Origin of the sequence: Calothrix sp. UHCC 0171 (assembly GCF_034931845.1) — a bacterium.
Classification (GTDB): Bacteria; Cyanobacteriota; Cyanobacteriia; order Cyanobacteriales; family Nostocaceae; genus Brunnivagina.
The window spans coordinates 27,001-39,128 of record NZ_JAYGHN010000009.1; the positions used below are offsets into that span (position 1 = coordinate 27,001).

The window sequence follows — 12,128 nt, forward strand, 5'->3', positions numbered from 1 at the left end:
TAACCTTTGGATGCAACCTTCACAAAAGACTTCTTCATTTTTATAGTACAGTTGTTTTGAATTTTTCGACTTCAGTTACAATTCTTCCAAATAGTACAGTATGTTTTGCGATCGCCATTACTAGGATAAGCAGAAAATGTCTTAATTTTTCCTTGAGTCTACAATCCTTAGTATCGTAGTAAGGTAATCTGCATATTCGAGAGTATTTTGTACTTTCCAGGCAGCTTTGACAATTATTTGATTTACCCAAATTGAATGATCCAAAAGCAGACATTACAACTGAGACTATAGACGGATGACATGACATAAATATAACTGCTAAGTTCACATCCAAAATCTGTACCTCAGTATTTTCATTCATAAAAAACGTCAGGAGATAAAGTAATGACACAAGCAAAATTAGGTGATACCGTCACAGTTCACTACACAGGAAAATTAACCGACGGCACAGTCTTTGACTCTTCAGATGGTGGCTCCCCACTAGAATTTACCCTTGGAGAAGGACAATTGATTCCTGGATTTGAAGAAGCAGTGGTGGGTATGAATGCAGGTGAATCAAAAACCACACATATCCCCGTGGAACAAGCCTATGGCGAATATCGCCCAGAAATGGTCATTGAAGTCGAACGTGACCAAATGCCACCCGAATTGGAACCAGAAGTAGGGCAACAACTACAAATTCAACAACCAACAGGACAAGTAATACCTGTTGTGATTACAGATATTTCCGAATCTACTGTCCGCTTAGATGCCAACCATCCCCTTGCTGGCGAAGACCTAGTTTTCGATATTCAACTAGTTGCGATCGCAGCTTAATGCCTTTATGTACTTGCGAATGGTACTTAAGTTCTAGTTAAAAAATCTTTTCCCGATAATTATCAAATGCAGGACATAGTATTGCTATGTCCTGATGTTGTTAGTAGGTATCAGGAAATGCGATCACGCCACAAAAAGTTAGGGGAATTTTTCTACTTACAAACTCACTTTTTTGATGCTTTTAAGTAAGTAGGCGTGAATATTTATCATTGGGATTAGGCAGGAGGCAGGAGGAAAGAGGGTTTTAGCCTTGTTTATCTTTCTTAACATAGTTGTGTTTTTTCCCACCGACCTACTTAAACAGAGCGATGAGGAATAGACTAAAGACACAGTTACAGTTGTATTATTCATCTGTGAACAAAGACTCTAAATCTCGATAACCACTTGCAACACGAGCAACACTAATTCCATTTTCTCTTGGGTAGTAAAATATAATATAATCATCCACAACAAATCCGCGCAGGCTTATACCAAACCTGCTATAACTTTTACCCATATTTGGGAAATTCGCTAATAATTTACACTTGGCACGAATGTCATCAAAAAGCTTAGAGGCGGCTTTTGGGTTACTCCGAGCAATATACTCACAAATTTCATCTAAATCTTGAATTGCTGCCTCTGAAAGTGAATAATTATTCATTCAGAAGACTCCTCAGCAATTAGACGAATTTTTTCCTGGAATCTAGCAAATACGAATTCGCCGTCAGTTACTTGTCCGGCTGCAATTTGTTCAGTTCCTACAGCAATTTTCTGCCGTAATTCTTCAAGTCTCTGTTCTCTTTCTTGTAGCAATTTAAAGGCTTCATTGATGACATCATCTGCACTGGCGAATCTACCACTTGCTAATTGTGCCTGAATAAATTGCTCTAGTTCTGGTTTAATTTGGATGTACATATCAACTAACAATTTTTGTATTTAAGTTTTTGGCAATTTATAAAATTAAACTGTTATTACCTACAGCCGCCCTTCCCGTTCTAATTTCTCCTGGGCAGCAGTCAACAGCCATGCCCGACGGCTAGTCTTAGTTAGCTTCCGGGCATCATCAATGAGGTTGCACAACTGCTCTGGTATCACCATTTGAAACCGCACTTCTTTAGAGGTATCGTCAACTTCTTCAGTAATTGGTGGTGAACTGCCACTATGTATGACACGCTCAATGTCTAGCTGCTTAGGCTGCTTCTCACCGGAGCGGCTTGGTTGCTCAATAGTCATCTTGTACCTTTCTGATTCGCATTTGATACTATTTTAGTACCAAAGCAATACTGATATAGTGTTTCTAATTCCTGAATTTCACATTAACACCCAACTCCCTCAAAATACCCTGACAAAACTCAACAGCAATGCAGCCAAGTTAAAAAACTCGATATGATAGAAAAGTAATAAATCTTAAAAAATATTCATCAATGCTGGTTTCCCCCTCTGGTTTCTCCAAGGTCAAAGACTCAGTCAAAGAGAAAATTTTCTTCGGCAACGAACCGAATGCCGAATTAATCGCCATTCTGACTGTCTACTTTGTCCAAGGTATCTTGGGGTTGGCGCGTTTAGCCGTCAGCTTCTTCCTCAAAGATGAACTGCGGCTGAGTCCGGCGCAGGTTTCAGCACTTTTGGGAATTGTGGCTCTACCTTGGATAATCAAACCGTTATTTGGCTTTATTTCCGATGGTTTACCCATATTTGGTTATCGTCGCCGCCCATATTTGATTTTGTCGGGTTTACTAGGGACAATTTCTTGGATTTTCCTGGCAACAATAGTTAATACTCCAGTTGCAGCTACAATTGCGATCGCACTTGGTTCCCTCTCGGTGGCAGTCAGCGATGTTATTGTTGACTCTCTAGTCGTGGAACGGGCAAGGAAAGAATCACAAGCGAATGCAGGTTCACTACAATCCCTGTGTTGGGGTGCTTCCGCCCTAGGTGGGTTAATTACCGCTTACTTTAGTGGGGTTTTGCTGCAACATTTCACCACCCGCACTGTTTTTGGGATTACTGCCACATTCCCCTTAATTGTTTCGGCAGTCGCTTGGTTAATTGCGGAATCCCCGATTAGCAAAAATCAGGCAGAAAACAACGAGAACGAAAAGCTTTCTGTCCCACATCAATTCCAACTACTCCGCCAAGCTGTCACCCAAAAAGCAATTTGGCTTCCCACAGCCTTTGTCTTTCTTTGGCAAGCCACACCCACAGCCGATTCTGCGTTTTTCTTCTTCACCACCAACGAATTACACTTTGAACCAGAATTTTTAGGGCGAGTGCGTTTAGTTACAAGTATTGCTTCCTTGGTAGGGGTGTGGATATTTCAGCGTTACCTCAAAACCGTGCCTTTCCGGGTTATTTTCGGCTGGAGTACCGTACTTTCCGCAGTTTTAGGGATGACAATGTTACTACTTGTTACCCATGCCAATCGTAGTTTAGGAATTGGCGATCGCTGGTTTAGTTTAGGTGATAGTTTAGTTCTTACCGTTATGGGGCAAATCGCCTACATGCCAGTATTAGTGCTTGCAGCGCGGTTGTGCCCTCCTGGTGTAGAGGCAACATTTTTTGCTTTGTTGATGTCGGTTTCCAATTTGGCTGGGTTACTTTCCTATGAATTAGGTGCAGGGTTGATGCATTTAATGGGGATTACAGAAAGTAACTTTGATAACTTGGCTTTGTTGGTAATTATCACTAATGTCAGTACAATTTTACCACTGCCATTTCTGAACTGGTTGCCTGCCGCCGATTCTCAAAGTGAAAGCGGAACTTTTCCTCCTGTCATTCAACAGAGTCATGAGCAATCATTGATACCCGAATTTGTACCGGAGTTAATATTACACAAATCAGGGAAAGAAGTGACAGAGTAGTATCTGAATAAAACATTTCAGTTTGAGCAATTAGCCTGGGATTTATTATTCCAGGCAATTTTACAGGTATTAGTCGAAAACATTAAAAAAATTGAGCCACATGCCTACACAAGAACAAGAATCTATCTCTACCGTAAAATCCTATACCCGCGAAGATTGGCAAGGGGGTTACACATCTCTCAAAGAAGAATACGATTATTGGATTGACGATATTGAAGGAGAAATTCCCCCAGAACTCGAAGGAACTCTGTTCAGAAATGGTCCCGGTTTATTTGATATTAATGGGCAAAAAATTCATCACCCTTTTGATGGGGATGGGATGATTAGTCGAATTACTTTTACTCATGGAAAAGCCCATTATAGTAATCGGTTTGTGCGTACTGAAGGGTACATTCAAGAACAAAAAGCTGGCAAAATTCTGTATAGAGGTGTTTTTGGTACACAGAAACGTGGGGGAATGTTAGCAAATATTTTTGATTTCAAAATAAAAAATATTGCTAATACTAACATTATTTATTGGGGCGGAAAATTACTAGCATTGTGGGAAGCTGCGGAACCCCATATTCTCGATCCAAATACATTAGAAACATTAGGAAAAGAATATTTTCACGGTGCTTTATCAGAGGGTGAGGCATTTGGCGCACATCCCCATTTTGACTCTAACTGTGTCAGGGATGATGGGAATCCTTGCATGGTTAATTTCTCAATTAAACCAGGAGTTTTGACAACAATTACAATCTTTGAATTAGATGTATCTGGTAAAGTAATTAGAAAACATGCCCACAAAGTCCCAGGTTTCTGTTTCATTCACGATTTTGCAATTACTGAAAATTACTGTATTTTCTTCCAAAATCCTGTTAAATTTAATCCTATTCCCTTCGCTTTAGGAATGCGTGGCGCAGGTGAATGTATCAAGTTTCAAACTAATCAACCAACTCGCATTATTGTTATACCGCGTCAACCAAATAGCATGGTAGACAAGGCGGAGATACTAGAAATACAATCGGGTTTCGTTTTCCACCACGCCAATGCATTTGAGAAAAATGGCGAAATCATTGTTGACTCAATTTGCTACGAAAATTTACCGGAAGTTGAACCTAATAGTGATTTTCGTCAAACTGATTTTGCAGCCCTAAAACCTGGACAACTTTGGCGTTTTAATCTCAATTTAACAGACAAAATTGTCAATCGCGAATTAATCGAATCGAGAAGTTGCGAATTTCCTAGCTTACATCCAAATAAAGTTGGACGCGAATATCGTTATTTATATATGAGTGCAGCGCATGAGGAAACTGGTAACGCACCTTTACAAGCATTCGTAAAAGTCGATTTAGAAACAGGTAAAAAAATACTTTGGAGTGCAGCACCCAAAGGTTTCACCAGCGAACCCATTTTTGTACCCCGTGCAAATGCTGCGGGTGAAGATGATGGTTGGGTGCTGGGGTTAATTTACAATTCACAACATCATCGTTCTCATATCATCATCTTAGATGCCAAAGATTTAACAGTAGTTACAAAACTGCATCTCCAGCATCATGTTCCCTATGGTTTACATGGTAATTTTGTCAATCAAGTTTTTATTTGACTGCCAAAGATAGATTTATAACCAATCGGAGGACGTGAAGAATTTATTTTCTTGCGTCTTCACAATTAATCATTAACAAAATACCCGATCAAAATTACGTACCCCCTCACTCAAAATCTCAGCCTTCTCATCATTTAAGATTTGGCTATCGATAAGTGTTTGTAATTTTGAGCGAAATTCCCCATAATTTTCTCGCGTTTTTTGTTGCATATAAGTCACACAATTAGATGCATCATTAATACCTTTAACTAATTCATCAACTTCGGGGACATCATACTTCCATGCCGATGTGTCAAAAGCATTGATGAGTAATCGAATTAACAGAATACGAAAAGACTCATCTTCAAAAGAAACTTTACTTTTCTGAAACCACCGATAAGTACAAATCACATAATTGAAATGAACAAAGCCCCATTCTTCTTGATGGCGATCGATAAATTTGGGATCTGTTTTACATTGGGGAAATAATGTGACATCAAATGTATGAGCTTTCCCATTTATTTCGTTATCATGACCACGATGTTCCCAAGGTTTAAAACTACGCGCCCACTGAATATTAAATATCAGTTCCCAAGTAGCATTTAAATGATAGATTCCTTGTTCATTATACCAATTATCCCAAACAGGACTGACTCCCAAACAAGCAAGATGAGAATTATTACATTTTTGGTAATGAATGTTTAAAAATGTATTATTGGTAATAAATAGATCGGCATCATGTAAAAGTGCGTGGGTACTTTGGGTTGCATTGATACCGCGTATCACTTGCGAAGCATAGTTATGATGTGGGTTCTTTTTAACAGAAAAAATTAACTCTTCTAATAGTTTAGGTTTGACTAAACGAATTGGACTAATTGAGTAGTCTTTTGCCCATTCTTGAAGTAATTCTTTAAATCCAGGAAGTGATTGGTCTGGAATTACTATTGTTTCCACTAAATTATCAGACTTTTGCTGACAGCAAATTTCTAAAGCAATTTTGAGAAAAACAGGTAAATCTCCAGGAACTGGTAATAAAATTGTATAGCCAGGAATTGGTTTATCGATAGATGCTTCCCAGTCTGAGTATAACCACTTCCAAAAAGTTGCCAGTTTAAACATAACTAATGATGATTCAGGTATATGGAAAAATGTAGGTAGTAGATAGTTGAAAATTAATTAAAATATATAAGAGACCATTCATTTATGAAGTAAATATTCAAGATAGTCACACAGAGAGAAACCCGGTTTCTTTGGTTTTAAGGTTTACTTTATACATAACCTCTAACTAAACATCAATAAACTGAGAATTAGCCAAACTAGCAAACAAATGTTAGTATTACTTCCACTTACCCTGGAGGATGTAGGTAGAGTTACAGGCTGAATGATTCTGTCAATTGCAACTTTTAACTAACAGCTAATTACTCAAAAAAACAAATGGACTACCAAAACCCAAATATCCACGTATTGTTAGCAATGAAATCAGTAGTCCGACAAAAAGTAAAGTAGCCTTCACATCTTGGATAAAACAAGATAGTTCTTCACGCCACATACCATAAAGATTGGCAACATACAAAGGCAAATCGCTCAATGCAATAATCAGAATTACTCCTAAAGTTCCTTTGAAGGCAAAAGCTAGAGGCATTCCTAAACTAATCGTCAAAAATCTGAGTAAATTACTTTGCGCCGCATAAAAGGGTTTACCTAATGCCAGTAAAGCAGGGCTTGTAGTATAAAACAAAATCGAGAACCAAATCCCACAGCAAAGTATCGGCATCATCCACCTTGCTTCCTTATATCTTTGATCGTAAAGCGTTCCAATGATTAAATCGCCAGTATTCACAAGAACCGCCAAACAAATGGCAGCTGCAACCACAATTAACCAACGCTGACGAGTGATTTTTGCTCGTAACTCACTTCTGGGTAAATCAATTTTGTTGGAAATAGTCGGGAAAATGACGCGAAAACTTAAACTTTTGATTGCTTCACGGGGAACATTTGCCAACGTTGCGGCAATAGTATAAACCCCTACCACTTTAAATGACAGTAACTTACCCAAAAGTAATGTATCCGCTTGTTCAGCAAGAAACATTAATGCTGTCGCCACAAACATCCACTTACCAAAAGATACAAGCTCCTTTAATGCATTCCCATCCCAGGCAAATCTGACTTTCCTATCTGGAATTAAAAAATGACTAGCGATCGCCCGGAAAATTGCGGATATAATGCCACTAAGAGCAAACGCCCACAAACTCTTCAACTGCCAAGCAAAAATAATTAAGACACTCAAAGAAACTATCTGAACAGTCAAATCAAAAACGATGACTTTGTTCAGTTCCATGCGACGATTCAATAACGGTTGGGATGGAGAAGCAAACCCAAGGATAATTGATACTAGCCCCATGATGGGTAATAGCCAAAGCAATCGTGGCTCTTGATAAAAAGATGCAGCCGGATAAGTAATGATTAGACAAATTATCCAAATAACAAGTCCACGTAATATTTGTAATGTCCAGGCAGTGTTAAAAAATATTTCTTCTTCGCCACGTTTGTTCTGGATGATGCTTTGCCCAATTCCAAGGTCAGAAAATAATTCTAAACCAATCAACAACCGATTCACTACCGCCATTAAACCAAAAAACTCTGGCTGAATTCCCGGCAATCTAGTGAGGATGATGTTGCAACCAAATCGCAAAATTTGGCTAGTCCCGTAACCAGCGATTGTCCAGATTGCACCATTAACAGCAAGTTTCTTTAAGTTTGGTTTTTTCAGAGTTGTCATTTAATTGGGTGAGGAAATGGCGAATAGTTTTTATTATTGGCGATGAGTATTCTTTCAATTTGTGAAACCGACTTCTAACTTCTCCTGTTTTTCCTTAACTTCCCAATCATCAAGATGCAAATGAAATAATCTGGCTAATTTTTGTGCTTCTTGAAGCACATTATGCTTCTCTGTCACCGAAATTGTGCCAGCCCTACCCATACGATTCAGTTCATCAGGTTGCATTTGTAACACTTGACGAATTGCTGATGTCAATTCTTCTACCGAACCTGCGGGCACAAGCCAGCCATTGACATCGGATTGTACGAGTTCCGGAATACCTGCCACATAAGTGCTAACCACAGGTCTGTGCAGCGCGAATGCTTCCATCAACACTACTGGTAAACCTTCAGCAAAACTGGGCAGAATTAAGGCACGAGCGTTAGTGATGTATTTTTGGACTTGAGTTCCACTTGCCCAACCTGTAATTTTGACTTGTTCTCCCAAACCATAATCGCAGATAAGTGCTTCGATTTGCGATCGCAATTCACCATCACCCACTAAAGTTAAGACTAAGTCTAATCCTTCTTCTGCCAGTCTTTTCACAGCTTGCAGCAGCAGGATTTGACCTTTTTGTTCGCACAAACGTCCAACACAGACTAAATTAGGAATGTCCGCAGGGATATCGGAGAGGAATATTTCTGGTTGGTTAAAATACTCTTCATCAACTCCACAGCGCACTAAGTGAATCTTGTGCCACTGTTGGTAGTCACACCAACGATATAACTGACTTCTGCCAAACGAACAAATCGCCACCACAAATTTGGCGCGGTTGATTTTTTCTGTTAAAGCAATGTTTTCTGCTCTGTCAAATTCTTCTGGTCCATGAACGGTAAAACTATAACTCACACCCCCAATTGCATTACATAACATGGCGACAGTGGTTGGATTTGTACCAAAGTGGGCATGTAAATGTGTCACTTGCTCTCGTTGCAACCAACGCCACAAAACACAAGCCTCTGCTAAATAAACCAGATGTCGTAAAACTCCGGCATCTGACTTCCAGCCGATTTTTAAAGCTAAACGCATACTTCGGAAGATAGAGAAGGGCTTGAAAATCGCCAAACTGAATAGGTTTACCAATAAACCTAATAACCCAGTTCCAAGAACAATTTGCGTTTTCTGAAATTCGAGTTTATCTTTTGGATCTACTAGTTCAGATTCGCAAGAACGAATGGAGAACCGGGCAACTGATAAGCCAATCTTTTCCAGGGCAGCAATTTCACGCCGAATGAAGCTATGACTTACCTTCGGGTATTTATTTATCAGGTACGCAATTTTCATCTTGACCTTAATATTGCACTACATAAATATCAAACAAATTGGCATTCCCACCAATTACTTTGAACCATGCAGTATCTAGTTACAACTTGAAATTTTTGAGCAAGTACCAAGGAACACTTGAATACGTAGTTTAAACGTATAGCAATTTTGCAATCTCGTTTACAAAATATAATACTTTTTGCAAATAAAATCAATTGATTATAATTGTGTGAAGTGAATCTGGAACTGAGGCAGATTTTGTAAAATTAATGTGAAGAGAATAGTATTTTCTCTCTAATAGATCAATTTGTGTGTTATTTACTCCTGGGCGCAAAGCACCCAGAAGTTTGTGTTATGTATTTGGACTGCAATCTTAATTTTTCTGCTTCCTACTATACTTTTGTGGTGGAAATTATTCAAAACTCGAAGATTTGCCCAAGAGGAATAATCGTACTTACCTGGCTTTTCCCAAAATTTAATACCTCTTCATTGCCCTTTGCATATCGCGTGTGTCATCCCGACGTTTCATGTCTTCACGTTTATCGTGGAGTTTTTTACCTCTACACAGCCCGATGCTAACTTTGACTAATCCGCGTTTGAGGTACATTTTTAGGGGAATTAAAGTTAAGCCCTGTTGTTCGACTTTCCCAACTAAAGTCCGAATTTCTTTACGGTGTAATAGCAGTTTACGAGTACGACGGGGTTCATGATTGAAATAGGCACTACTTTGACTGTAGGGGGAAACATGCATGTTGAGTAACCATGCTTCACCATTACGGATTAAAGCATAACCATCTTGAAGATTGGCTTTGCCTGCACGGATTGATTTAACTTCTGTTCCTGTGAGTTGAATCCCTGCTTCGTATGTTTCGAGAATTTCATACAAAAAACGTGCTTGACGATTATCACAGATAACTTTGAATCCTTCACTTTTTTCTTTCATCTATAGTTTTCTGGCGTTGAATTTGCGAATATTGTGGGGGAATTATTTGGGAATGGGGAAGTAAGGATATTGGTAAAAATAAAATGAGTTATTAATTTTATTATTTTACGCTTTTCCTAGCATAACTAATAATAGCTTGAGAGCAATCAGAAATCATTAGTTGGCGGTACTTGTCGCGAATAACCAAATTATACAACCAGGAGACGCAGGGAATAACACAATGGCGAATGACTCTTTCAAGCTAAAAGTCAGAAGAAGGAATAAAACTCTTTAGAATAATTGGTTCATTTCCGCCGAACTGTACTAGTTAAAAAAGCCTTAGATATCGATGAATCTAGGGCTTTTTGATATTGTCCCAAAAAAACGAGAAAAGTCAGGCTAATGTAGCGTATCAACCTGTGAATTAGACCTATTTAACTTGTTGTGATTTGTGGGTCTGAGGAAATAGTATCTCGATTATCATCTGAAGATGGGGGTGTCCAATAGCTAGCGACTAGACCAACCATCATCCACCAAAGGGTATTGATTTGGGGACGATACCAAACGGTATCAACTAAACCATGACCTAGCATTGCCACCAATGAGGTAATTGCCCCAATCATCCACAGTCCTTCAACACTACGTTGTTGATAAAAACGTTGTAACTGTATTAATCCAGTATTAAATGTCACCATCAACAGCCAAATAAATGAACTTAAGCCAACAAAGCCCATTTCCACAGTGATTTCTAAAATAATAGAATAAGCACTTAGGGCTGTAAATCGTGGTATTTGATACAGAGGATATACATTATTAAAAGAATTGTGACCGGGACCAATGCCAAATATGGGTCGATCGCGAATCATCTGAAATACCGCAGTCCATACATTCATACGGAAATTATTACTACTGTCGCCACGACCAGCAAAAATACTCTTGATACGTAATTGAAATGTTTCCGAAGCCCCAAATGCGATCGCAAATAAGGCAACAAAGCTACCCAAAAGTATCGGGATGAGCCAAGTCCGCCAAAACCTTGGTAGTACATCTTTATACCAGTATCTGAGTAATAGGACTACCACCACTAAAGCTAGGGCTAACCCAATGAAACTACCGCGACTGTCGGCAAAGCGAAAACAGGCAAGATTCACAATTAGCATTGTCGTCGCCAAGCATTTGCGGGCTAATCCTTTCCAAGCAAATACCGCAATCAAGCTCAAAACCACCGCCGGCAGCAAGTACCCAGCCAGTAAGTTGGGATTGCCCAGATAACTATAAACCCGAGTATTCTTTGATAGGGGTGATTCCGGATCAACCCAAGTTGCCAATTGGGCAGCACCAAATAATTTTTGGCGGACACCATATACACTGACAATTAGCCCCGCATGCATGTATAACGTCAGTATCCAAGAACGTAAGCGTGGCGATTTTAGAACTCTGGCACAAAGAGCAAATAGGAGCAGGTACAGCGTAAAATTTCGGAAATCGGTAATCGCGAATTTTCTCACTGGGGATAAAGCCGTAGCCAAAAATGCAACTCCCCAGAATATAAATACTGTGATGTGGATAGGGGTGACACTAGGAGAATTAATGTCACTAGTATCATCGGCTAAACTCAGTAGCAGCCAAAATGCACCACCAGCCAGCAAAATCAATCCAATTAATTCATTGGCAACAAATGGGGCAAATCCATACAAAAGGCTAAGTAAAGCCGCAGCAATAATTTCCCCCCACTGAATCAAAATACTAGTTTCCCGCCAACGCCGCAAAAGACCAAATAGCGATCGATGTAGGTAGCTAGTAGCGAGATATTCCCGGAGGGGAAAATCAGACAACGTAAATCTTTGCCAAACTAAATTCATAAACCACCTGGCGATTAAGGTTCACTCCGGCACAGAAGTTCGA

Annotated in this window: 11 protein-coding genes; 3 read left to right on the forward strand and 8 right to left on the reverse strand. The window is 39.3% G+C overall.

The genetic code is table 11. The features are described 5' to 3' along the window. Positions 1–384 precede the first annotated feature (384 nt). The gene (locus VB733_RS09265) at positions 385–816 is read left to right on the forward strand and encodes a peptidylprolyl isomerase (RefSeq protein WP_323339796.1); all 432 of its coding nucleotides are present in this window, start codon (positions 385–387) and stop codon (positions 814–816) included. Positions 817–1,159: 343 nt separating this feature from the next. Here VB733_RS09265 and VB733_RS09270 read toward each other — a convergent pair whose 3' ends face one another. Genes VB733_RS09270 through VB733_RS09280 form a run of 3 tightly spaced genes read right to left on the reverse strand, consistent with a single transcriptional unit; the run spans position 1,160 to position 2,028 of the window. Continuing rightward, on the reverse strand, positions 1,160–1,456 hold the full coding sequence (locus VB733_RS09270) for a type II toxin-antitoxin system RelE/ParE family toxin (protein WP_323339797.1): 297 nt from the start codon (positions 1,454–1,456) through the stop codon (positions 1,160–1,162). After that, positions 1,453–1,710, reverse strand: coding sequence for a type II toxin-antitoxin system ParD family antitoxin (locus VB733_RS09275; protein ID WP_323339798.1), 258 nt, complete (start codon positions 1,708–1,710; stop codon positions 1,453–1,455). The genes VB733_RS09270 and VB733_RS09275 overlap by 4 nt, the downstream gene beginning before the upstream one ends. A gap of 60 nt (positions 1,711–1,770) precedes the next feature. Continuing rightward, positions 1,771–2,028, reverse strand: coding sequence for a hypothetical protein (locus tag VB733_RS09280; RefSeq protein ID WP_323339799.1), 258 nt, complete (start codon positions 2,026–2,028; stop codon positions 1,771–1,773). Positions 2,029–2,219: 191 nt separating this feature from the next. Here VB733_RS09280 and VB733_RS09285 point away from each other — a divergent pair, with 191 nt between their 5' ends. After that, on the forward strand, positions 2,220–3,656 hold the full coding sequence (locus VB733_RS09285; protein ID WP_323339800.1) for a folate/biopterin family MFS transporter: 1,437 nt from the start codon (positions 2,220–2,222) through the stop codon (positions 3,654–3,656). Positions 3,657–3,756: 100 nt separating this feature from the next. After that, positions 3,757–5,241, forward strand: coding sequence for a carotenoid oxygenase family protein (locus VB733_RS09290; protein WP_323339801.1), 1,485 nt, complete (start codon positions 3,757–3,759; stop codon positions 5,239–5,241). Between the two features lie 72 nt (positions 5,242–5,313). Here the strand turns inward: VB733_RS09290 and VB733_RS09295 are convergent, their stop codons facing one another. The 5 genes from VB733_RS09295 to VB733_RS09315 form a co-directional block, all read right to left on the reverse strand. Further along, on the reverse strand, positions 5,314–6,339 hold the full coding sequence (locus VB733_RS09295) for a hypothetical protein (RefSeq protein WP_323339802.1): 1,026 nt from the start codon (positions 6,337–6,339) through the stop codon (positions 5,314–5,316). A gap of 295 nt (positions 6,340–6,634) precedes the next feature. After that, positions 6,635–7,999, reverse strand: coding sequence for an oligosaccharide flippase family protein (locus VB733_RS09300; protein ID WP_323339803.1), 1,365 nt, complete (start codon positions 7,997–7,999; stop codon positions 6,635–6,637). A gap of 54 nt (positions 8,000–8,053) precedes the next feature. Further along, positions 8,054–9,322 (reverse strand): glycosyltransferase, encoded by a 1,269-nt coding sequence (locus tag VB733_RS09305; RefSeq protein ID WP_323339804.1) that lies wholly within the window; start codon positions 9,320–9,322, stop codon positions 8,054–8,056. Between the two features lie 454 nt (positions 9,323–9,776). Beyond that, positions 9,777–10,244 (reverse strand): SsrA-binding protein SmpB, encoded by a 468-nt coding sequence (gene smpB, locus VB733_RS09310; protein WP_323339805.1) that lies wholly within the window; start codon positions 10,242–10,244, stop codon positions 9,777–9,779. Positions 10,245–10,657: 413 nt separating this feature from the next. Continuing rightward, positions 10,658–12,085, reverse strand: a complete 1,428-nt coding sequence (locus VB733_RS09315; protein WP_323339806.1) for an IctB family putative bicarbonate transporter — start codon at positions 12,083–12,085, stop codon at positions 10,658–10,660. Between the last annotated feature and the right edge of the window lie 43 nt (positions 12,086–12,128).